Consider the following 21,696-nt stretch of genomic DNA (forward strand, 5'->3'; position numbering starts at 1 on the left):
CCGGCCCCCGTTGCCGGGCGCCGGCCCGGTCGAGGCCCTCCGGTGCGACGGTGTCCGGGCGGCGCCCGGGGAGGGGCGCCGCCCGGACCCACATGGCCCGGCCCCCTGGCGGGAGGGCCGGGACCCGCGGGCCTCCCCTACGGGCGGACCGTGCGGCGGCGCAGGAGCAGGATCCCGGCGCCGGCCGGCACGAGCACCCCGGCGGCCCCGGCCGCCCCGATCGCCGGCGGGGCCGGGGGCGGGGAGGGCTCGGTGGGGCGGGCCGCCGTCGCCGCGGCGGGTTGGGCGTAGCCCCCGGCGCGGCCGTCCCGGGCGTAGGCCGAGCCGGGGAGTTTGTCGCCGTAGGCCTTGGCGACGCGTGCCCGGTAGCCGGCCAGGCTCGTCCCGGCGGCCCCCACGGCGCGTGTCGCGTCCTCGTCGAGCGGCAGCACCCGGTCGCCCAGGGCCACGTACCACGCGTCGATCTGCGGCTCGCGGAACACGGTGCCGCCGGGCAGTTTCGCCGCCCCGAGTCCGGCGTAGCGGAACTCGTCGTCGCCGGTGGCGATGTTCACCACCTGCCAGCCGGCGGGTGTCCGGGCGGTCCACAGGGCGGCCCGCTGTCCGTCGGAGGAGACGGCCTCGCTCGCGAGGAACTCCAGTCGGGCCACGGGTGCCCCCGCCTTGCCGGCGACGAAGTCCGGGGAGAGGTGGTGGACGGGGATCGTCTCGCCCTCGATGCGGGGCTTGGCCTCCGCGAGGCCGACCCTGCCCTCCCGGGCGAAGAACCGGGCGAGGGTGGCCAGGGTGTCGGGGGCGACGGCCGCCTGTCGGGCGGCCGCCCGGACCTCGGCCCCGGCGGACGGGGGCTGCGGTACGGGGGACGCCTGGGCCTGCGGGGACAGGAGCAGGCAGGCACCGGCGAGGACCGCGACGGTGGCGGCGCGCAGGGGTACGGCGGTCACGGCGTCACGCTCCGATCCGGTAGAGGGAGTGCGTCCAGGAGAAGGTGTCGTTGTCGACGTACCAGGCGTGGGAGGCCCAGTTGTAGCGGTCGTTGGAGGGCCACGGGTCGCCCCAGTAGACCCAGTTGTTCGCGGTGTCGTAGCCGTGGATCACGTGCATGTGGCCGCCGCCGTTGGACCACTGGATGCGGGTCTCCACGGGTCGGCCGGCGTTGATCTCGGTCTGGACGGTGGAGTACTGGAGCGGGCCGGTCACGTAGGAGCCGGAGTTGACGCCGGCCCAGCGCAGACCGGTCTGGACGTTGCCCAGGGTGGCCTGTTTGTTGGGGCATTCGGTGCCCTGTTGGCGGTTGAAGGCGGCGTTGCAGAACTGGTTCTGGCTGTAGGAGCGGCCGAACCAGGTCGCGATCGTGTTGCCGCCCGCGGCCCAGCACCAGTTGGTCTTCTGTTGGGCCTGCATGGTGATGTTCAGGCGCTTGGAGGCGAGAGCGGAGTCCGTGCCGGCGTCGACGGCGGTGGCGGTGCCGGTGGACAGGACGAAGAGCAGGGCGATGAGGAGGGCGGCCGGGGACAGCCGCCGGTTGGGCTTGCGCATCGCGTTCCTCCCGTGGTGGAGAGTGGGGATCGGAGGAGCGCGTCCGGACGCTGTGGAGGAGCATCGGGGTGTTGTCGCGATCAGGTCAACACGCTTCAATACGCGGTGACATCGCCGTGTGAACGGGGCAACCGGAATGTGAACGGCCGCCCTCCGTCCACCCGCGCTCACCAGGGCCCACCTGAATCCCGGGCGTCCCGGAGGCGGTCTCCCGCCCCGTGGCGCGTGAACGTTCACAGGAGGTTTCCGCCGTGCGAACGACCGCGGACAGTGCCCACGACCTGCCGCGACTGTTGCGCGCGGGCCCCTTCCACCTCGCGCTGCGGGCCGCGCTGACGGCCCGCGGCCTTCCCCTGCACCGGGTCCAGCACCGGCTCGCCGCACGGGGCATCAAGCTCGGCGTGACGAGCCTCAGTTACTGGCAGCAGGGCGCGCGCCGCCCCCGCCGCGCCGAGTCCCTGAGGGCCGTGCGGGCGCTGGAGGAGATCCTGGAACTTCCCGGGGGAACCCTGTCACGTCTGCTGGACACACCGGAGGGCGCCTCCGCGGAATCGATTCGCCCGCCGGGTCGCTCGTACCGCTCCCTGGTCAGTGTGGGAGCCGCGGTGGAGGAGCTGCTGGCCGCGATGGAGCTGCCCTCGGACGGCGGTCTGCACACGGTCGGCCACCACGAGCGCGTACGGATCGGCGCCGCCGGCGAGCTGGTGGGCCGGGTCTCACAGCACGTGGTGCGTGCCCACCGCGACGGGGTCGACCGGTACCTCGCCGTCCACCACGGCGATCCCGGCTGCGACCCCGCCCGGGTCCGGGTGCGGGCGGAGGAGAACTGCCGGACGGGGCGCGTGCGGTGGCACCGCGAGGCGGAGGTGGTGGTCGCCGAGTTGCTCTTCGACGCACGGCTCCGCGCGGGCGACACGTACGTCTTCGGCTACGGCTTCGAGGACGGCACGGGCGGCCGGTGCGCCGAGTACGTGCGCGGCTTCAGCTACACCGGCGGCCAGTACATGCTCCAGGTCCGCTTCGACGAGGCGGCCCTGCCCGTGCGCTGCCGGCGGTTCAGCCGGAGCGGCCCGGGGGCGCGCCGCGACGGCCTGACGGACCTGACGCCGAGCGGCCGGCACCGGGCGGTGCACCTGCTGGAGGAGGGGGTGCGGCGCGGGATCCTGGGCATCGCCTGGGACTGGGAGTAGACCCGTACGCCGCTCCCCGCGGCCCCCGTGGCTCCCGTGCGTCGCGGGGCGGGATCAGCCGGCGACGAGCCGGCCGTTCTCGACCTTCACCGGGACCTCGGGCAGGGGCGCGGAGGCCGGGCCTTGCAGCACCTTGCCGGTGGCCACGTCGAAGCGGCTGCCGTGGCAGGGGCAGTTGCCCTCACCCTCGACGATCTTGTCGAGGACGCATCCGGCATGGGTGCACTGGGCGCTGAACGCCTTGTACCGGCCCTCCGCCGGGCAGCTGACGACGAGCTTGCGCTCGCGGAACAGCTTCGAGCCGCCGACCGGGACCTCGCTCGCCGCGCCCAGTTCGACCGGCTCCGTCGGCACCGCCGGGGAACCGCCCCCGCTGTTGCTCTCGGTGGAACAGGCCGCCAGGGTCACTCCGGCGCCCGCGGCCCCGGCGAGCGCGGCCGCGCCCTTGAGGACGGTACGACGGGCGGCGGACTGCGACGCGGACATGGAACTCTCCCGGGATTCGGCGTGGGGTTGGACGGGGCGTGCGGCGTGGGGTTGGACGGGGGGTGCGGCGTGGGGTTGGACGGGGGGTGCGGCCCACCCGACGATACCCGCGCCCGATGGGATACCTTCCCCCGCGTGATCGTCGTCGGTGGAGAAGCCCTGATCGACCTGGTGCCCGTCGCGGAGCCGCCGGGCGCCCTGCTGCCCCGCGCGGGTGGCGGGCCGTACAACACGGCGCTCGCGCTGGGCCGGCTCGGCGCCGACGTCGCCTTCTGCTCCCGGGTGTCGACGGACGGCTTCGGCGTCTCGCTGCTGGACGGCCTGCGGGCCGCCGGGGTGGACCTCTCGCTGGTCCAGCGCGGCCCCGAACCGACCACTCTGGCGGTGCCGTCGCTGGCCCCGGACGGCTCCGCGGCCTACGTCTTCCACACCGAGGGCACCGCCGACCGGCTGTTCACCCTGCCGCCCGCCCTGCCGCCCGGCGCACGGGCCCTCGCGCTCGGCACCTGCTCCCTGGTGCTGGAGCCCGGCGCGAGCGCCTACGACGCCCTGTTGCGCCGCGAGTCGGGGCGCGGGCTGACGACCCTGATGGACCCCAACATCCGCCCGGCGCTGATCCCGGACGCGGACGCCTACCGGGACCGCTTCCTGCGCCGGCTCCCCCACGTGTCGATCCTCAAGCTCTCCGAGGAGGACGCGGCGTGGCTGGGCGGCCGCGTCGCCGACTGGCTGGCGGCCGGACCGTCGGCCGTGGTGCTCACCCGGGGCGGGGCGGGCCTGACGGTGTGGACGCGCGAGGGGGCGGAGCACTCGGTGCCCGGGCTGCGGGTGCCCGTCGTGGACACGATCGGCGCGGGCGACACCGTCAACGCGGCGCTGCTGCACCGACTGACCGGGCGGCCCGGGCCGGTGGACTGGCCGGAGGTACTGGCATACGCCGCCCGCGCGGCGGCGGTGACCTGCACCCGCGCGGGCGCGGAGCCGCCGTACGCCACCGAACTCTGACCCGGCGGCGCGGGTTCGCGGGGGCGCGGGGGAGTGGGGTTCCGGGGCGCGAGTTCGGGGGGCCCGAGGTCGGGGGACCGGGGGCGCGGGGTTCCGGGGCGCGGGGTTCGGCGCCGCGCGGAACGCTCGCCACGGCGGTCCTCGGCGCGGCGCGGGGCGCCTCGGCACGGTGCGGCGTGTATCGGCGCGATGCGGAGGCGCATCGGCACGGCGGGCTTGAGCGCAGCACGGAACGCCTCGCCACGGCCCGCCCCGGCTCAGCACGGCCCGCCCCGGCTCAGCACGGGACGCCTCGGCACGGCCCGCCTCAGCGCAGCGCGGCCCAGACCGTGCGGGCCAGGCCCGGGGCGAACTCCTCGACCGGCCGTACCACGTCGGCTCCGGAGAAGTGCAGGAAGAAGGCCCGCTGGAAGCAGGCGCCGAGCAGCAGGGCGGCGGCGGCTCCGGGGTCTGCGTCCGGTCGCAGCCGCCCTCGGTCGCGCTCGCGCTCCAGGTGGCCGGTGAGGGCGTCGAGCATCACGTGCGGTCCGGCGCCGATCTCGCGTACGCCTTCGCGGTGCCGCACGAGCAGTGCGGGGTCCGCGAAGAGCGAGGCCGCCATGGGCATGGCGTCGGCGTAGAAGAGCGAGGCGTGTCGGGCGATGTCGGCCAGTCGGTCCTCGACGGGCTGCTCCCCCGGGTCGGTGGTCAGCGCGGCCATGAGCGCGGCGGCGTTGGGCCTGCGCTCCATGAGCACGCGGACGAAGAGTTCTTCCTTGTTCGCGAAGTACTTGTAGAGCGCGGCTTCCGAGCAGCCGGCCTCGCGGGCGATGGCCTTGGTGGTGGCGTTGGCCAGCCCGCTGGTGCGCATCAGCGTCTCGGCGGCGTCCAGCAGACGCTCCGGGGTGGGGCGGCTTGACGTGGGGGTGAGCATTCACTCACTCTAGTGGAAACGGGGGTGAGTGAATACTCACCCACCATCTCACGCACCATCGACGGGGCAGGAGCTCGCCATGAGACTCACGGTGTTCGGGGCCACGGGCGGGGTCGGCCGTGAAGTCGTCCGACAGGCGCTCGACGCGGGTCACGAGGTGACGGCCGTCGTGCGCGACCCGGCCCGGCTGGGCATGCCGGCGCACGACCGCCTCCAGGTGGCCGTGGTGCGGGACCTGACGGACCAGGAAGCCCTGCTGCCGTTCCTCACGGGTCGGGACGCCGTGGTCTCCGCACTCGGCTCGGCGAACAACAAGCAGGCCCGGCTGACCCCGATCGCCGGCCCGGCCCTGCGGTCGATCGTCCCGGCGATGGACCGGGCCGGGGTGCGACGCCTGTCGGCGGTGAGCGCGGCCCCGCTGGGCCCGCCGAACCCGGGGGACGGCTTCATGACCCGGGCGGTGGTCTACCCGATCCTGCGGCGGGTGCTGCGGGACCTGTACGCGGACCTGGCGGTGATGGAGGCGGCGATCGGGGCGGGAGACGTCCGGTGGACGGTGGTCCGCCCGCCGCGCCTGCTGAACCGGCCCCGCACGGGCACGTACCGCAGGGCCCTCGACGCCAACGTCCCCGACGGCAAGTCCATCGCCCGCGCGGACGTCGCGGACGCCCTCCTGAGCACCCTGAACGATTCGGAGACGATCGGGCACGCGATCGGCATCGCCACCTGATCGCCCGCCCTGGCCCGCCATCCGCCGCCCGCCCGCCCGCGTCATGCCCGATGCCCGGGCATGACGAAGGGGCGCCCGCGTACGAAGTCGTGACGCGGGCGCCCCTTTCCGCCCCTGTTCGTGCAATGCCCGCAGGCGCCGGCCCGGGTGCGAGAGCCTCGACGGGAGCTACGCCTTGCGGGCCCTCGTCGTCTTCTTCGCCGGGGCCGCCGCTTTCTTGGCCGCCGCCGCCGTCTTCTTGGCCGGGGCCGCCGCCTTCTTGGCGGTGGTCTTCTTCGCCGCGGGCTTCTTCGCCGCGGAACGGGCCGGAGCCGACCCCGCGTCGGAGACCCGGTCCGCGCCAAGGATGTCGCGCAGGAACTTGCCGGTGTGGCTCGCCCCGACCGACGCGACCTGCTCCGGGGTGCCCTCGGCGACGACCAGGCCGCCGCCGTAGCCGCCTTCGGGGCCCATGTCGATGACCCAGTCCGCGGTCTTGATGACGTCGAGGTTGTGCTCGATGACGATCACCGAGTTGCCCTTGTCCACCAGCCCCGACAGCACCTTGATCAGCTTCGAGATGTCCTCGAAGTGCAGGCCGGTCGTCGGCTCGTCCAGGACGTACACCGTCCGCCCCGTCGAGCGCTTCTGCAGCTCGGACGCCAGCTTCACGCGCTGCGCCTCGCCGCCCGACAGCGTCGGCGCGGACTGACCGAGCCGGACGTACCCGAGGCCGACCTCGTTCAGGGTCTTCAGGTGCCGGGCGATCGTCGGCACCGCCTCGAAGAAGTGCAGCGCCTCCTCGATCGGCATGTCGAGGACCTCGGCGATGGACTTGCCCTTGTAGTGGACCTCCAGCGTCTCCCGGTTGTACCGGTCGCCGTGGCAGACCTCGCACGGGACGTACACGTCCGGCAGGAAGTTCATCTCGATCTTGATCGTGCCGTCGCCGGAGCAGTTCTCGCAGCGGCCGCCCTTGACGTTGAAGGAGAAGCGGCCCGGCAGGTAGCCGCGCACCTTCGCCTCCATCGTCTCCGCGAAGAGCCGGCGCACGTGGTCGAAGACACCGGTGTAGGTCGCCGGGTTGGACCTCGGCGTCCGACCGATCGGCGACTGGTCGACGTGCACGACCTTGTCGACGAGGTCGTCCCCGTCCACCCGGGTGTGTCGTCCCGGGACGGACCGGGCGCCGTTCAGCTCGCGGGCCAGGTGGGTGTAGAGGATGTCGTTGACCAGCGTGGACTTGCCGGAGCCCGAGACGCCCGTGACCGCTGTGAGCACGCCCAGCGGGAAGGACACGTCGATGTCCCGGAGGTTGTTCTCCTTGGCGCCGTGGACGGTCAGCCGGCGCTCCCCGTTCACGGGGCGGCGGACGTCCGGCAGCGGGATGGCCCGCTTGCCCGACAGGTACTGCCCGGTGATCGACTCGGTGTTCTTCAACAGGTCCTTGAGCGAACCGCTGTGCACCACCTTGCCGCCGTGCTCGCCGGCGCCCGGGCCGATGTCCACGACCCAGTCGGCCACCTTGATGGTGTCCTCGTCGTGCTCGACCACGATCAGGGTGTTGCCCATGTCGCGCAGCCGCACCAGCGTCTCGATCAGCCGGTGGTTGTCCCGCTGGTGGAGGCCGATGGAGGGCTCGTCGAGGACGTACAGCACGCCCACCAGACCGGAGCCGATCTGGGTGGCGAGCCGGATGCGCTGGGCCTCGCCGCCCGACAGGGTCCCGGCGGCGCGGTTCAGCGAGAGGTAGTCCAGGCCGACGTCGACGAGGAACCGCAGCCGCTCGTTGACCTCCTTGAGGACCCGCTCGGCGATCTTCTTGTCGCGGGCGTCGAGCCGCAGCCGGCCCAGGAAGTCCGCGCACTCGCTGATCGACATCGCGGCGACGTCGGCGATGGAGCTGTCCATCACCGTGACCGCGAGCACGATCGGCTTGAGGCGGGTGCCCTCGCAGGTCGGGCAGGGCACTTCGCGCATGTAGCCCTCGAAGCGCTCACGGCTGGCGTCGCTCTCCGACTCCGCGTGCCGCCGCTTGACGAACGGCACGGCGCCCTCGAAGGCGGTGGTGTACGCCCGCTCGCGCCCGTACCGGTTGCGGTAGCGGACCTCGATCTGCGTCTTGTGGCCGTACAGCAGGGCCTTGCGCGCCCGCAGCGGCAGCCCGGCCCACGGGATGTCGGTCCGGAAGCCGAGCTCCCCGGCGAGGGCGCCGATCAGGCGCTGGAAGTAGTCCTTGGTGTGTCCGAGGGACCACGGGGAGACCGCGCCCTCGTCCAGGGACTTCTCCTCGTCCGGGATGATCAGGTCCGGGTCGACCTCCATGCGCGTACCGATGCCGGTGCACTCGGGGCAGGCGCCGAAGGGCGAGTTGAAGGAGAAGGAGCGGGGCTCCAGCTCCTCGAAGGACAGGTCGTCGTACGGGCAGTAGAGGTGCTCGGAGTACATCCGCTCACGCTCGGGGTCGTCCTCGGCGAGGTCGACGAAGTCGAGGATGACCATGCCGCCGGAGAGCCCGAGGGCGGTCTCCACGGAGTCGGTGAGCCGGCGCTTGGCCCCGTCCTTGACGGTGAGGCGGTCGATGACCACCTCGATCGTGTGCTTCTCCTGCTTCTTGAGCGTGGGCGGCTCGGAGAGCTGGATGGTCTCCCCGTCCACCCGCGCCCGGCTGTACCCCTTGGTCTGGAGGTCGGCGAAGAGGTCGACGAACTCGCCCTTGCGCTCGCGCACCAGCGGCGACAGGACCTGGAAGCGGCTGCCCTCGGGCAGCGCGAGGACCTTGTCGACGATCGCCTGCGGCGACTGCCGCGAGATCGGTCGTCGGCACTCGGGACAGTGCGGCTTGCCGATGCGCGCGAAGAGCAGGCGGAGGTAGTCGTAGACCTCGGTGATGGTGCCCACGGTCGAGCGCGGGTTGCGCGAGGTGGACTTCTGGTCGATCGAGACGGCCGGGGAGAGGCCCTCGATGAAGTCGACGTCGGGCTTGTCCATCTGGCCGAGGAACTGGCGGGCGTACGACGAGAGCGACTCGACGTAGCGGCGCTGACCCTCGGCGAAGATCGTGTCGAAGGCCAAGGAGGACTTGCCCGACCCGGAGAGTCCGGTGAAGACGATGAGGGAGTCGCGGGGCAGGTCGAGCGAGACGTTCTTCAGGTTGTGCTCGCGAGCGCCACGAACGATGAGACGGTCGGTCACGCCGGTCCGCACCTTTCTTGAGAGAGCGGGGGCACGGGCCCCCGTCCCAGGGTATGGGGGGCGCCTCTGCGATGGGCTTGATGAGTGGACTTCCGAGCGTATAGCACGCACATTCGATTTACGGCACGCGCAAGACCTGTTCACCCGATCGTGTGGCGGAGGCCTTGTCCGCACTAGGCTCGGAACCATGACTGATCATGTGCACGACCTGCGATCCCTGCGTGAGGCCACCGATCGGTTGCTGACCGCGGCCGCGAAACTGGACAACGCCGCCCTGGCCGAGGAGTCACTCCTCCCCGGGTGGACCCGCGGCCACGTCCTGGCCCACCTGGCACGCAACGCGGACGCCCTCGTGAACGTCGTCGAAGGGCGCCCCATGTACGCGAGCGCCGTCGCGCGCGACGCGGACATCGAGCGCGACTCGGGCCGACCCCTGGTGGAACAGTTGGAGGACCTGCGGAATTCCGCGGACCGGTACCAGGCGGCGACCGAGCTCCCGCAGGACTGGTCCCGGACCGTGGAGCTGCGGGGCGGCGTCACCGACTCCGCCGCCCGGATCCCCTTCCGCCGTCTCGTGGAGGTCGAGCTGCACCACGTCGACCTCGGCATCGGGTACGGGCTCGGCGACCTCCCGGACGAGTTCACCGCCCGTGAGATCGAGTTCCTGGCCGACCGCTGGTCCGGCCGTCGGGAGGTCCCGCCGGTGACCCTCGTACTCGGGTCCGGCGGCTCCGGCGGCACCTGGCACATCGCCGGCGGCGAGGGCGCCCCGGTCACCGTGTCCGGCACCGGCGCCGAGCTGCTGGGCTGGCTGGCCGGGCGCGGCGACCTCGGCGCGCACCTGACCGTGGACGGCGGCTCCCTTCCCGCCCTCCCGCCGCTCTAGGATCGACACATGACGTACAGCGGAGCGGTGAAGGTCGGCGGTCCGGCCGACGTGCATGAACTCTCGGACCTGATGATTTCCAAGGTCGCGGTGGGCCCGATGAACAACAACGCCTACGTGCTGCGCTGCCGGGCGACCGACGAGCAGTTGCTGATCGACGCGGCCGCCGAGCCGGAGACGATCCTGCGGCTGATCGGTGACAGCGGGATCGCGTCCGTGGTCACCACCCACCGGCACGGCGACCACTGGGGCGCGCTCCAGGCGGTGGTCGAGGCCACCGGCGCGCGCACGTACGCGGGCGCCTTCGACGCCGAGGGCATCCCGGTCGCCACGGACGTGCCGGTGCGGGACGGGGACACGATCCGGGTGGGGCGCGTCGAGCTGACCGCGCGGCACCTGGTCGGTCACACCCCCGGCTCGATCGCCCTGGTCTACGACGACCCGCACGGGCACCCCCACGTGTTCACCGGCGACTGCCTCTTCCCGGGCGGCGTCGGCAACACCTCGGGCGACGCGAAGGCCTTCGCGTCGCTGATCGACGACGTCGAGCACAAGCTCTTCGAGCGGCTGCCGGACGAGGCCTGGGTCTACCCGGGGCACGGCGACGACACCACGATCGGCACCGAGCGGCCGCACCTGGCCGAATGGCGCGAGCGCGGCTGGTAGCGACAACCGACGGCCGATCACCGGCGGCCGGCCGGCGTCGGATGTCGGCCGGCCGTCGATGGTGGTCCTCCGGTCGGCGGCCGGTCGGAGCCCCGTCAACACCGTGAAGGGGTGCACTCCTTCCGGTCGATGACGGCCGAACGCACGTCCCGAGGGTGTGGGGCGGGGTAATTCCCGCACCATGCGACAAGACCCCTCCCCCGCCCCCTCCCCGGAACCTCCCTCGATGCTGCGGCTCGCCTCGGCCTCCCTCGCCGGCACCGCCATCGAGTTCTACGACTTCTTCGTGTACGGCACGGCCGCCGCCCTGGTGCTCGGCCCGCTGTTCTTCCCGTCCCTCTCGCCGCTCGCCGGAACCCTCGCCGCCTTCGGCACCTTCGGCATCGGCTTCCTGGCCCGCCCCCTCGGCTCGGCCGTCTTCGGTCACATCGGCGACCGGTACGGCCGCCGTCCCGTCCTGCTGGGTTCCCTGCTGCTGACCGGCCTCGCCACGGTGCTGGTCGGCTGCGTGCCCTCGTACGCGTCCATCGGCATCGCCGCTCCGCTCCTGCTGCTCCTGCTGCGCTTCCTCCAGGGGCTCGGGCTCGGCGGCGAGTGGGGCGGCGCCGTGCTGCTGACGGCCGAGCACGCGCCCGAGCACCGGCGCGGGCTGTGGGCGAGCTTCCCGCAGGCCGGCCCGGCCGTGGGCTTCCTGCTGGCCAACGGGCTGATGCTGACCCTGTCCGCGACCCTGACCGACGCGCAGTTCACCTCCTGGGGCTGGCGGGTCCCGTTCTGGGCCGCCGCGGCGCCGGCCCTGGCAGGACTGTGGCTGCGGCACTCGGTCGAGGAGACCCCACAGTTCCGCGCGCTCGCCGAGACGGGCCGTCGTGCGCGCAGCCCGCTCGGCGAGGTGGTGCGGGGTCACTGGCGGCTGCTCCTGCTGACCGGCGGGGCGCTGGCGATCGGTTACGCCGTCTTCTACGCGGTCACCACCTGGTCCCTGGCGTACGCCACCGAGCACCTGCGGGTGGACCGCACGGTCATGCTGGCCTGTGTGATGGCGGCGGTCGCCCTGAAGGGCCTGGCGACCCCGCTGGTGGCGCTGTGCGGCGACCGCTGGGGGCGCCGCCCGCTGTGCCTGGCCGGGTGCGCCCTCTGCGTGGTGTGGATGTTCCCCTTCGTGGCTCTGCTGCGCACGGCGGATCCGCTGTTGATGACCCTGGGCTGTGTGGTGGCGCTGCTGGGCATGGTGACGATGTTCGCCGTGGTGGGCGCGTACCTGCCCGAGCTGTACGCCCCGCGGATCCGCTGCACGGGGGCGGCCGTCGGGTACAACCTGGGCGGGGTGCTGGGCGGGGCGCTGACCCCGATCGTGGCGACCGCGCTGGCGGACGGTTCGGGCCCGCCCTGGGGGGTCGCCGTGTACCTGACCGTGATCGCGCTGGTCAGTCTGGGCTGCTTCGCGCTGTTGCCGGAGACGAACCCGACGGTGCTCGCCGAGCGGGGCGCGAGGGCGGCCGGGGGCACGCGAACGGGGGCGGCCGAAGCGGCCGCCCCCGTGTGAGTCGTCGGACTCCCGACCCCGATCGGGCCGACTAGGCGTCGATGGACTTGGAGTCGGCGGTGGCGGCCTCGGCCGCCACCTGCTTCTTCGAGGCGATCAGGCTGGTGATGGTGGTGATCACCAGCACGCCGCAGATGACGCCCAGGGAGACCGGGATGGAGATCTGCGGGACGTGCAGTCCGGACTCGTGCAGGGCGTGCAGCACCAGCTTGATGCCGATGAAGCCGAGGATCACGGACAGGCCGTAGCTGAGGTGGACCAGCTTCTTGAGCAGGCCGCCGATGAGGAAGTAGAGCTGACGCAGACCCATCAGGGCGAAGGCGTTGGCGGTGAAGACGATGTACGGGTCCTGGGTGAGGCCGAAGATCGCGGGGATCGAGTCCAGGGCGAACAGCACGTCGGTGGTGCCGATGGCGAGCATGACGACCATCAGCGGGGTCATGATGCGCTTGCCGTTGTTCCGGATGAAGAGCTTCGTGCCGTGGTACCGGTCGGCGACGCCGAACTTCTTCTCGATGGTCTTGAGGAGGCGGTTCTCCTCGAACTCCTCTTCCTCGTCGTTCCCGCGCGCCTCCTGGATGAGCTTCCAGGCGGTGTAGATCAGGAACGCGCCGAAGATGTAGAAGACCCACGAGAAGTTGGTGATGATCGCGGCGCCGGCGGCGATGAAGATCGCGCGGAGCACCAGGGCGATCAGTACGCCGATCAGCAGGACGCGCTGCTGGAGCTGCGAGGGCACCGCGAACTTCGCCATGATCAGGACGAAGACGAAGAGGTTGTCGACGCTCAGCGACTTCTCGGTGATGAAGCCGGCGAAGAACTCCTGGGACGCCTGGCCGTTGCCGAAGAACAGCAGGCCGAGGCCGAAGAGGCCGGCGAGGGCGATCCAGACGACCGTCCAGATGCCCGCTTCCTTCATGGATACGTCATGGGGCTTGCGGCCGATGAAGAAATCGGCGCCGATCAGGATGCTCAGACCGAGAATGGTCAGCAGCCAGATGTTGAATGAAACGTCCACTGTCTACACGCCTCCGGCGGGATGGCTCAGCACTTCGTCAGCGTCATCGCTGCCGGAGGTCTCTTCCACCCGAGCGGCCTGGAGGCCTCGGGCCGACGCCCCGGGACCGATCGCGGTCCGTATTGACGGGTACGCCGTAGCAGGTAGCAGGAATACTCCCCTCCGCGTGCACCACAGTACCCGCCGAACCGGGGAAAGGTAAAGGGAGTCCCAAGAAAGGGTCAGTGACAGGTCACACACACGCCATGAAACGGTCCGTGACCTGCCTGCCCGACTCACGGACGGGTGCTGCGTCGGACCTCCGATATGCGGTTCAGTGCCTGGTCGAGGACCTGGCTGCCCTGCGGGGGCAGGTCCGGGGTGAAGGTCCAGGCGTGATGGACCCAGGGGTCGGCCAGGTGGTTGTCGGGGACCGGCGACAGTCGCATCAGCGAGCGCCACAGGGGGTCGAGCAGTGGCCCGTAGGCGGAGGCCTCGTCACGGTCGGCGACCATCAGCAGGTGTACCCCGACCGCCGGCCCCTCGTCGGCGAGGTAGCGCAATTGGGTGACGGACCGGTCGTCGAAGCCGTGCGGGAAGTCGTGGACGATCAGGAGCTGCTCGGCGGTGTCCACGTCCGGCGGCAGGTCTTCGGGGGCGCCGGCCCGCAGCGCCATCTGTACGAGGTCCACCCGCCGGGTCAGTCGCGCGAGGGTCTGGGTGACCCCGGTGGCGCCGGAGGCGGGCGGGGCGGCCAGCACCCCCGTGCGGACGAGCGGGGCCAGTGCGGCGGCGCCCGCCCCGGCGGCGTCGATGACGTGCACTGAGTACTTGTCGGCGGGATGGACGGCGAGCAGCCGAACGGCGTGCGCGACGGCCATGTCCATGGCGGCCCGGCGCAGTCGGTCGGTGTCCATGGCCATGGCGGACTCGGAGCCGGTGCGGCCGTTGTCGATCCACAGGCCGCGCTCCAGCGGCACCCGCATGAGCATCGGGATGCGCAGCTCGGGTCGCTCGGGCAGCGACAGGTCGCCCAGGCGCAGCGCGAGCGGGTTCTCCCGGGGGGTGCCGGGGGCGTGCCAGACGGGGTTGTCCCAGCGGGCGTACGCGGCCGGCAGCGCCGGTTCGACCACTTCGGACTCGGCGACCAGCTGGGCCAGGTCCCGGTCGAGCACGGCGCGGGCCTGGGCCACGAGCTCCTCGCGCCGCGCCCGGGCGGTGGCGCGGGCGCCGTCGCCGGAGCCGCCGAGGCGGTGGCGGGGGTCGGAGAGCGCCTCGTCGAGCTCCCGGTCCATGCGGGAGTCGGCGAACTCGACGGCGCCGCGGTAGGCGGCGACCGTGCGGGCCATGTCCTCGAACATGCCCCAGACCTGGTTGTAGAGCCGCTCGTCCATGGACCAGCCACTGGCGTCGCCGGCGACGGGGCGCGGGGATCGGCCCGGCTCGTCCGGTTCGGCGGGCCTCGGCGCCGGTTCGGGCGCCTCGGTGCTGGTCCGGCGGCGGCGCGGGTGGGCGTAGCTGATGGTCGGCGGGCCGCCCGCGGTGTCGCCGGCCGGACCGGCGCCGGTCGCGAGGGGCATGTCGGGGACCGGGATCGGGTCCGGCGGCTCGGGGACCTGCGGGGTCATGGCCGGGGGCGGCGCGTCCAGCGGGGCCCGCAGGCCGCGGGGGACGGTGGGGGCGGGCCCGGTGGGCATGACCGCGAGCGTGATGTCGCCCGAGGCCACGAGTCCCGTGGCGACGGCGGCCAGCTCGGCGGCGGCCGTCGCGGGCAGTCCGGCGTCGACCAGCAGGGCGCTCAGCCCGCCGGCGTACCCCTGACCCACCGCCCGGACCTTCCAGGCACCCTGGCGCCGGTACAGCTCCAGGGCCACCACGGCGGTCTCGGACTCCAGGCCCGTCAGGGTGTACCCGGCGAGTTCGGCGCCCTGCGGTTCGGCGACGGCGACGTACGAGGCCGGCACCGCGCCGAAGCGCGCCGGGCCGCCGGGCGGCAGCACGAGCAGCACCCGGAGCCGGTGGACGGCTTCGCCGACGGCGTCGAGGTCGACGGTGAAGCGGTGCCCGCCCGCGACGGTGTCCGGCACCTCCACGCCCGGCAGTGCCCGGGCGCCGGGGTGGGCCAGCGACGCGGGTCCGGCCAACCGGCCCTCGTCGTCACCGGTCGAGACCAGGGCCAGTACCGGCGTGCCCGCCGAGACCCTGATCTCCACCCTGCTCTTGGGCAGGGGGTGGTTCTGCCCCCGGACCAGTTCGGCCGTCATCGTGCAGCCCTCCCCCGTGCCTTCTTCTCTTTGCTCTTGTCCGGTGCTGCTTACAGGTGCGGCAGGATCGACGGCATGAGGTCCTGGAAGGTCCGGCCGTTGGCCGGGTTTCCGAGGGCCGTCATCTGCCAGCCGGCGCCCACGCGGGACACCTTCGCCATGATCTGCGCGGTGTACGCGCCGCCGCCGTCGAGGGTGTAGCGGGCCAGTTCCTGCCCGTTGGTCTCGTCGACGATGCGGCAGAAGGCGTTCTGCACCTCCTGGAACGTCTGGCCGGTGAAGGAGTTCACCGTGAAGACGATCTGGTCGATGTGCACCGGCACGCGCTGGAGGTCGACGAGGATCGCCTCGTCGTCCCCGCCCTGGCCGACGCCGCCGACGAGGTTGTCACCGGTGTGGCGGACCGAGCCGTCGTCGCTCTGCAGGTGCCGGAAGAACACGACGTCCACCGGCTGCTTGTCGGCGAACAGCACCGCCGACGCGTCGAGGTCGATCTCCCGGGTCCGCGACCCGAACAGCCCCCGACGCTTCGCCGCCTGCCAGCCGAGCCCCATCCGGACCGCGGTCAGCGTGCCTCCGTCCGCCTTCTGCAGACTGATGGCCTGACCCTTGGTCATGTTGACCGTCACGTGATGTCCCCTCTCCATGGCCCGCCCCGTTGTCGGCGGGTCGCAGCGTGTGCCTGCGGCTGGTGCCCAACCCTACTGACAGCCCCCACGTCAGGCGAGGCCCGCTTCCCTCATCTGTCGAAGCTCCTTCTTCAGCTCGCCCACCTCGTCGCGGATCCGGGCCGCGACCTCGAACTGGAGCTCCGCCGCCGCGCCCCGCATCCGTTCGGTCATCTGCTCGATCAGCGCGGCCAGTTCGGCGGCGGGACGGTCCGTGGGGGTACCGGCGGCCTTGGCCCCCTTCGCTCCCTTTCCGACCGCCTTGCCCCCGGCGGCCTTGCCGCCCAGCGCGGGCACCGGGGCCTTGGCCCCCTTGCCCTCCTTCGCCTGCCGGTAGCCGGTCCCGAGCAGTTCCTCGGTGTCCAGCTCCTCACGGGCGATCGTGGCGACGATGTCGTTGATCTTCTTGCGGAGCGGCTGCGGGTCGATCCCGTTCGCCGTGTTGTAGGCGATCTGCTTCTCGCGGCGCCGGTTCGTCTCGTCGATGGCCTTCTCCATGGCCGGCGTCATCTTGTCCGCGTACATGTGGACCTGGCCGGAGACGTTGCGCGCCGCGCGGCCGATGGTCTGGATCAGGGAGGTCCCGGAGCGCAGGAAGCCCTCCTTGTCCGCGTCGAGGATGGCCACCAGCGAGACCTCGGGAAGGTCGAGGCCCTCGCGCAGCAGGTTGATGCCGACCAGGACGTCGTACTCGCCGGCGCGCAGCTCGCGCAGCAGCTCGATGCGGCGCAGGGTGTCCACGTCGCTGTGCAGGTAGCGGACCTGGATGCCGAGCTCCAGGAAGTAGTCCGTGAGGTCCTCGGACATCTTCTTGGTGAGGGTCGTGACCAGAACGCGTTCGTCCTTCTCGACCCGCTGCCGGATCTCGTGCACCAGATCGTCGATCTGGCCCTCGGTGGGCTTGACGACGACCTCGGGGTCGATGAGGCCGGTGGGGCGGATGATCTGCTCGACGAAGCCGTCGCCGCGGGAGAGCTCGTACTTGCCGGGGGTGGCGGACAGGTAGACGGTCTGGCCGATCCGCTCCTGGAACTCCTCCCACTTCAGCGGCCGGTTGTCCAGGGCGGACGGCAGCCGGAAGCCGTGGTCGACCAGGGTCCGCTTGCGGGAGGCGTCACCCTCGTACATCGCGCCGATCTGCGGCACCGTGACGTGCGACTCGTCGATGACGAGCAGGAAGTCCTCGGGGAAGTAGTCGATGAGGGTGTTCGGGGCGGAGCCGCGCTCGCGGTCGTCCATGTGCAGCGAGTAGTTCTCGATGCCGGAACAGGACCCGATCTGGCGCATCATCTCCAGGTCGTAGGTGGTGCGCATGCGCAGCCGCTGGGCTTCGAGCATCTTGCCCTGCTTCTCCAGCTCGGCCAGCCGATCGGTCAGCTCGGCCTCGATGCCGGCGACGGCCTTCTCCATGCGCTCGGGGCCGGCGACGTAGTGGCTGGCGGGGAAGACGTACAGCTCGCGGTCCTCGCTGATGACCTCGCCGGTCAACGGGTGCAGGGTGGACAGCGCCTCGATCTCGTCGCCGAACATCTCGATGCGGACGGCCAGTTCCTCGTAGACCGGGAAGATCTCGATGGTGTCGCCGCGCACCCGGAAGGTGCCTCGGGTGAAGGCCACGTCGTTGCGCGTGTACTGGATGTCGACGAACCGGCGCAGCAGCTGGTCCCGGTCGAACTCCTCGCCGACCTTCAGCGAGACCATCCGGTCCACGTACTCCTGCGGGGTGCCGAGGCCGTAGATGCAGGACACGGAGGCGACGACGATGACGTCGCGCCGGGTCAGCAGGGAGTTGGTCGCGGAGTGGCGCAGCCGCTCCACCTCCTCGTTGATCGAGGAGTCCTTCTCGATGTAGGTGTCCGACTGGGGTACGTAGGCCTCGGGCTGGTAGTAGTCGTAGTACGAGACGAAGTACTCGACGGCGTTGTTCGGCAGGAGCTCGCGGAACTCGTTCGCCAACTGGGCGGCGAGCGTTTTGTTCGGCGCCATCACCAGCGTCGGTCGCTGGAGCTTCTCGATCATCCAGGCAGTGGTCGCCGATTTGCCGGTGCCGGTCGCACCCAGCAGTACGACGTCCTTCTCACCTGCACGGACGCGCTTCTCCAGCTCGGCGATGGCCGCCGGCTGGTCGCCGCTGGGCTGGTAGGGGCTGACGACCTCGAAAGGCGCCACCGTGCGTTCGATCTTCGATACGGGCCGCATGCCTCAACCGTACGACCCCCCACTGACACTCACGCCCGGCACGGGCTTCCGGGGGTCCGGCGGGTCTGCTCCATTCTGGTCCGTTTGTCGTAGTTCGGTGGCGGCCCCGTGATCTTCAACCGCATGATGATCGCGAACTCCGTGAAGTGCATCGCCGCAACGTCTGCCGCTCCGCGCCCGTTTGAGGCGGGGAGCAGGGCTCACGACCCGAGGAGAACGCACATGTACGTCGTCCGACCAGCCGCCGTGGCCGCCGCAGTCCTGGGCCTCACCCTCACCGTGCTGGGCACGATCACCTCGACCACCGCGTCCGGTCCCGCCTCGGGGTCCGGGTCGGTCGTGTCCTCCCCGCCGGTGGTCTACGCCCACCGGGGGGCTTCGGCGTACGCCCCGGAGAACACGCTGGCCTCGATCGACCTCGCGATGCGGATGGGCATCGACTGGGTCGAGAACGACGTCCAGCGCACGAAGGACGGCGTCCTGGTCGTGATCCACGACGACAACCTGGCCCGCACCACCGACGTCGAGCAGGTGTTCCCCGACCGCAAGCCCTGGCTGGTCAAGGACTTCACCGCGGACGAGATCGCCCTGCTGGACGCGGGGAGCTGGTTCGGCAAGGACAAGCAGTACGCGGGTGCCGCGGTGCCGACCCTGCGGGAGTACCTCGCCCGGGTGCGGCGCAACCAGCAGAAGCTGCTGCTGGAGATCAAGAGGCCGGAGATCTACCCCGGGATCGAGCGGGAGACCCTGAACCTGCTGGACGCCACCGGCTGGCTCGACAGGAACCGCGTGGAGCGGTGGCTGGTGGTGCAGAGCTTCAGCGCCGACGCCATCCGGATCGTGCACGATCTGCGGCCCGACCTCGTGACGGCCTTCCTGGGCACGCCCACCGTGGCCGAGCTGCCGCGATACGCCGCCTTCACCGACCGGATCAACCCCTGGCACACCACCCTCTCGGCGGACTGGGTGGCGGCGGTGCACGCCCTGCGCGGTCCCCACGGCAAGACCATGGAGGTGGACACCTGGACCGTGGACGACGCGGCCACGGCGCGGAAGGTCCAGGAGATGGGCGTGGACGGCATCATCACCAACACGCCCGACGTCGTCCGCAGGGCGGTGGGCTGGTACTGAGCCCCGCTCCCGGCCGGGGCGAACCCGTCGTCGTTGTCCGCGGGGCGCCGTACCGTGGACGGGTGGACAGTTCCGAGCGGCCCCGCGGGCCGCACCTCGAATGGACGGTCGTCACCGCCGACATCGGCCCCCTGCTCCTGGCGGCGACCCCCGAGGGGCTGGTCCGCGTCGAGTTCCACGCCGGACCGGACCGCGTCGAGAGGATGATCGGCTCGCTGGTCTCCCGGCTCGGCGCCGACGCCTGGCGGCCGGCGCCGGGCGAGGAGGTCCTGCTCGCCGAACCCGTACGCCAGCTCAAGGCCTACTTCGCCGGTTCGCTGCGGCGCTTCGAGCTGCCGCTGGACTGGCGACTGAGTTCCGGCTTCAACCGTCAGGTGCTCCTGGAGCTGGACCGCTCGGTGCCCTACGGGTCGGTCGTCGGGTACGGGGAACTCGCCGCGCGGGTGGGACAGCCGGGCGCGGCCCAGGCCGTGGGCAACGCCATGGGCTCGAACCCCCTGCCGCTGGTGGTGGCCTGCCACCGGGTGGTGGAGAACGACGGCGGGATCGGCGGATTCGGCGGCGGGGTGGAGACCAAGCGCCTGCTGCTCGCCCTGGAGGGCGTGCTTCCACAGCCGCTGTTCTGACGGCGGGCCTCCACCGCTGTTCCGACGGCGGGTGTCCGCCGCTGTTCCGACGGCGAGTGTCCGCCGCTGTTCCGACGGCGGGTGTCCGCCGCTGTTCCGACGCCCGGGCCCGGCTCGACCCGGCGTGACCCGGCGCGACGTCCTGCGTGCGCGGGTGTACGCGGGGCGCGCGACCGCGCTTCCTCCGGGGCCCGGATACCCGGTTCCACCTCGCGGTACGGGGTGGCACACTGCCGCGGTGAACACTCCCGCCGCCGCACCCGGCTCCCCGCCCTCCGCACGCCCGCCGCGGCCGTCGAGGGGGTGTGGGCGGTGACGGCCTCCCCCGGTACCGAACGCACCGCGCCCCCGGTCGCGGCGACGGATCTCCCCCGGTTGCAGCGGCGCACCTCCGCCGTGCTGATCGCCGCTCAGATGCTGGGCGGGCTGGGCGTGCCCATCAGCATCGCCCTGGCCCCGGTCCTCGCCACCGACGTCAGCGGCACCGAGGCCATGTCGGGCTTCGCGTCCACCGCCTCCGTGATCGGCACCGCGCTGCTCTCGCTGCCGCTCGCCGCCCTGATGACCGCGCGCGGGCGCCGTCCGGGTCTGGTCCTGGCGTACGCGATCGGAGCCGCCGGCGCGGCGCTGGTCGTACTGGCCGCCACGATCGGGAACTTCCCGCTCCTGCTGGTGGGCATGGCCGCCTTCGGCGCCGCGTCCTCCGCCAACCTCCAGGCCCGGTTCGCCGCCGCCGACCTCGCGGCGCCCGACCGCCGCGCGCGGGCGATCTCCGTCGTCGTGTGGGCGTCCACCATCGGCGCGGTGCTCGGCCCGAACCTCTCCGCACCGGCCGGCCACAGCTTCGCCGGCACCTCCATACCCGAGACGGCGGGCCCCTTCGTGTGGGCCGGCGCCGTCTTCGTCCTCACCGGCACCCTGATCGGTGTCCTCCTGCGACCCGATCCGCTGCTGACGGCCCGGGCGCTGGCCGGGCCCGGGGAGCAGACCCGGGCCGGGCGCTCGCTGCGCGCCGGTTTCACGGCCGTCCGGGAGTCGCCGCGCGCCAGGCTCGCCCTGCTGACCGTCGCGGTGTCGCACACCACCATGGTCTCGATCATGGTCATGACCCCGGTGGACCTCGGTCACCACGGCGCCGACCTGGAGCTCGTCGGGTTGGTGATCAGCGGTCACATCGCCGGCATGTTCGCCTTCTCCCCCGTCATGGGATGGCTCGCCGACCGGATCGGCCGGCTGTCCGTGATCGGGCTCGCGGCCGGGCTGTTGTCGGTCGCCGCGCTGCTCGCCGGTACCGCCGGCCCGAGCCACGCGCAGTCCGCGCTCGGCCTGTTCCTGCTCGGTCTCGGCTGGTCCGCCGGGATGGTCTCGGGGTCGGCCCTGCTGACCGACTCCGTACCGCAGGCCGCGCGGGCCGCCGTCCAGGGCCTGAGCGACCTCACGATGAACGCGGCCGCCGGTCTGGGCGGGGCCGCGGCGGGCCTGGTCATGGCCCGGGCGGGATACGGGTGGCTCAACGCGATCGGCGCCTCGCTGCTGCTCCCCATGGCCGCCCTGGCCCTCTTCACGGCGCGCCGGCACCCGGCCCCCGCGAAGGCGGACGCGGGCGCGAAGGCGGACGCGGGCGCGAAGGCGGACGCGGGCGCGAAGGCGGACGCGGGCGCGTAGCCGCCCGCGGG

General features: G+C 72.2%; 18 protein-coding genes. 9 read left to right on the forward strand and 9 right to left on the reverse strand.

All coding sequences use genetic code 11. From position 1 onward, the window contains the following. Positions 1–137: 137 nt before the first annotated feature. Both ACFYW3_RS31350 and ACFYW3_RS31355 read right to left on the reverse strand, forming a co-directional pair. Positions 138–944, reverse strand: a complete 807-nt coding sequence (locus tag ACFYW3_RS31350) for a hypothetical protein (protein WP_389388006.1) — start codon at positions 942–944, stop codon at positions 138–140. Positions 945–948: 4 nt separating this feature from the next. Beyond that, entirely contained in the window at positions 949–1,539 is a 591-nt protein-coding gene (locus ACFYW3_RS31355; protein WP_389388007.1) for a papain-like cysteine protease family protein, read from the reverse strand. 251 nt (positions 1,540–1,790) lie between these two features. Between ACFYW3_RS31355 and ACFYW3_RS31360 the strand changes: the two genes are divergently transcribed. Next, positions 1,791–2,729, forward strand: coding sequence for a hypothetical protein (locus ACFYW3_RS31360; RefSeq protein ID WP_389388008.1), 939 nt, complete (start codon positions 1,791–1,793; stop codon positions 2,727–2,729). A gap of 54 nt (positions 2,730–2,783) precedes the next feature. Here ACFYW3_RS31360 and ACFYW3_RS31365 read toward each other — a convergent pair whose 3' ends face one another. Beyond that, a complete protein-coding gene (locus ACFYW3_RS31365) occupies positions 2,784–3,215 on the reverse strand; it encodes a Rieske (2Fe-2S) protein (protein ID WP_351761530.1) in 432 nt (143 codons plus the stop codon). 135 nt (positions 3,216–3,350) lie between these two features. Here ACFYW3_RS31365 and ACFYW3_RS31370 point away from each other — a divergent pair, with 135 nt between their 5' ends. Beyond that, complete coding sequence (locus ACFYW3_RS31370) at positions 3,351–4,220, forward strand: carbohydrate kinase (protein WP_267796520.1); 870 nt, start codon at positions 3,351–3,353, stop codon at positions 4,218–4,220. A 307-nt stretch (positions 4,221–4,527) separates the two neighbouring features. Here ACFYW3_RS31370 and ACFYW3_RS31375 read toward each other — a convergent pair whose 3' ends face one another. After that, complete coding sequence (locus ACFYW3_RS31375; protein WP_389388009.1) at positions 4,528–5,133, reverse strand: TetR/AcrR family transcriptional regulator; 606 nt, start codon at positions 5,131–5,133, stop codon at positions 4,528–4,530. Positions 5,134–5,212: 79 nt separating this feature from the next. On the opposite strand from ACFYW3_RS31375, the gene ACFYW3_RS31380 reads away from it, so the two are divergent. Beyond that, positions 5,213–5,863, forward strand: coding sequence for an NAD(P)-dependent oxidoreductase (locus ACFYW3_RS31380; RefSeq protein ID WP_389388010.1), 651 nt, complete (start codon positions 5,213–5,215; stop codon positions 5,861–5,863). A 168-nt stretch (positions 5,864–6,031) separates the two neighbouring features. Here ACFYW3_RS31380 and uvrA read toward each other — a convergent pair whose 3' ends face one another. Next, positions 6,032–9,037: an excinuclease ABC subunit UvrA gene (gene uvrA / locus ACFYW3_RS31385; RefSeq protein ID WP_389388011.1), complete on the reverse strand. Its 3,006-nt coding sequence runs from the start codon at positions 9,035–9,037 to the stop codon at positions 6,032–6,034. Between the two features lie 187 nt (positions 9,038–9,224). Here uvrA and ACFYW3_RS31390 point away from each other — a divergent pair, with 187 nt between their 5' ends. The 3 genes from ACFYW3_RS31390 (at position 9,225) to ACFYW3_RS31400 (ending at position 12,135) form a co-directional block, all read left to right on the forward strand. Then, positions 9,225–9,923, forward strand: coding sequence for a maleylpyruvate isomerase family mycothiol-dependent enzyme (locus ACFYW3_RS31390; protein WP_389388012.1), 699 nt, complete (start codon positions 9,225–9,227; stop codon positions 9,921–9,923). 9 nt (positions 9,924–9,932) lie between these two features. Further along, complete coding sequence (locus tag ACFYW3_RS31395; protein ID WP_351761514.1) at positions 9,933–10,589, forward strand: MBL fold metallo-hydrolase; 657 nt, start codon at positions 9,933–9,935, stop codon at positions 10,587–10,589. Between the two features lie 226 nt (positions 10,590–10,815). Continuing rightward, positions 10,816–12,135 carry an MFS transporter gene (locus ACFYW3_RS31400; RefSeq protein WP_351761542.1) on the forward strand — a complete coding sequence of 440 codons (1,320 nt, stop codon included), beginning with the start codon at positions 10,816–10,818 and terminating at the stop codon, positions 12,133–12,135. A 31-nt stretch (positions 12,136–12,166) separates the two neighbouring features. On the opposite strand, the gene ACFYW3_RS31405 is transcribed toward ACFYW3_RS31400, so the two are convergent. From ACFYW3_RS31405 to uvrB, 4 genes are all read right to left on the reverse strand, one after another. Further along, positions 12,167–13,153, reverse strand: coding sequence for a TerC/Alx family metal homeostasis membrane protein (locus ACFYW3_RS31405; RefSeq protein ID WP_351761510.1), 987 nt, complete (start codon positions 13,151–13,153; stop codon positions 12,167–12,169). Positions 13,154–13,428: 275 nt separating this feature from the next. Further along, positions 13,429–15,396, reverse strand: a complete 1,968-nt coding sequence (locus ACFYW3_RS31410; RefSeq protein ID WP_389388013.1) for a TerD family protein — start codon at positions 15,394–15,396, stop codon at positions 13,429–13,431. Between the two features lie 50 nt (positions 15,397–15,446). Continuing rightward, complete coding sequence (locus tag ACFYW3_RS31415) at positions 15,447–16,025, reverse strand: TerD family protein (RefSeq protein WP_053681568.1); 579 nt, start codon at positions 16,023–16,025, stop codon at positions 15,447–15,449. A gap of 90 nt (positions 16,026–16,115) precedes the next feature. Further along, on the reverse strand, positions 16,116–18,263 hold the full coding sequence (uvrB, locus tag ACFYW3_RS31420) for an excinuclease ABC subunit UvrB (RefSeq protein ID WP_389388014.1): 2,148 nt from the start codon (positions 18,261–18,263) through the stop codon (positions 16,116–16,118). A 222-nt stretch (positions 18,264–18,485) separates the two neighbouring features. Between uvrB and ACFYW3_RS31425 the strand changes: the two genes are divergently transcribed. The 3 genes from ACFYW3_RS31425 (at position 18,486) to ACFYW3_RS31435 (ending at position 21,685) form a co-directional block, all read left to right on the forward strand. Then, positions 18,486–19,394 carry a glycerophosphodiester phosphodiesterase gene (locus tag ACFYW3_RS31425; RefSeq protein WP_389388015.1) on the forward strand — a complete coding sequence of 303 codons (909 nt, stop codon included), beginning with the start codon at positions 18,486–18,488 and terminating at the stop codon, positions 19,392–19,394. A gap of 62 nt (positions 19,395–19,456) precedes the next feature. Further along, positions 19,457–20,020, forward strand: coding sequence for a methylated-DNA--[protein]-cysteine S-methyltransferase (locus tag ACFYW3_RS31430; RefSeq protein ID WP_389388016.1), 564 nt, complete (start codon positions 19,457–19,459; stop codon positions 20,018–20,020). Between the two features lie 303 nt (positions 20,021–20,323). Then, a complete protein-coding gene (locus ACFYW3_RS31435; RefSeq protein WP_389388040.1) occupies positions 20,324–21,685 on the forward strand; it encodes an MFS transporter in 1,362 nt (453 codons plus the stop codon). The last annotated feature ends 11 nt before the right edge of the window (positions 21,686–21,696 follow it).

The organism is Streptomyces sp. NPDC002602 (genome assembly GCF_042889445.1).
Lineage (GTDB): Bacteria > Actinomycetota > Actinomycetes > Streptomycetales > Streptomycetaceae > Streptomyces.

What these genes read in the sequence shown, in the direction of transcription:
- ACFYW3_RS31375 (WP_389388009.1), bottom strand. Translation starts at nt 5,133, where the DNA reads ATGCTCACCCCCACGTCAAGCCGCCCCACCCCGGAGCGTCTGCTGGAC.
- ACFYW3_RS31365 (WP_351761530.1), bottom strand. Translation starts at nt 3,215, where the DNA reads ATGTCCGCGTCGCAGTCCGCCGCCCGTCGTACCGTCCTCAAGGGCGCG.
- ACFYW3_RS31400 (WP_351761542.1), top strand. Translation starts at nt 10,816, where the DNA reads ATGCTGCGGCTCGCCTCGGCCTCCCTCGCCGGCACCGCCATCGAGTTC.
- ACFYW3_RS31355 (WP_389388007.1), bottom strand. Translation starts at nt 1,539, where the DNA reads ATGCGCAAGCCCAACCGGCGGCTGTCCCCGGCCGCCCTCCTCATCGCC.
- ACFYW3_RS31390 (WP_389388012.1), top strand. Translation starts at nt 9,225, where the DNA reads ATGACTGATCATGTGCACGACCTGCGATCCCTGCGTGAGGCCACCGAT.
- ACFYW3_RS31410 (WP_389388013.1), bottom strand. Translation starts at nt 15,396, where the DNA reads ATGACGGCCGAACTGGTCCGGGGGCAGAACCACCCCCTGCCCAAGAGC.
- ACFYW3_RS31380 (WP_389388010.1), top strand. Translation starts at nt 5,213, where the DNA reads ATGAGACTCACGGTGTTCGGGGCCACGGGCGGGGTCGGCCGTGAAGTC.
- ACFYW3_RS31395 (WP_351761514.1), top strand. Translation starts at nt 9,933, where the DNA reads ATGACGTACAGCGGAGCGGTGAAGGTCGGCGGTCCGGCCGACGTGCAT.
- ACFYW3_RS31425 (WP_389388015.1), top strand. Translation starts at nt 18,486, where the DNA reads ATGTACGTCGTCCGACCAGCCGCCGTGGCCGCCGCAGTCCTGGGCCTC.
- uvrB (WP_389388014.1), bottom strand. Translation starts at nt 18,263, where the DNA reads ATGCGGCCCGTATCGAAGATCGAACGCACGGTGGCGCCTTTCGAGGTC.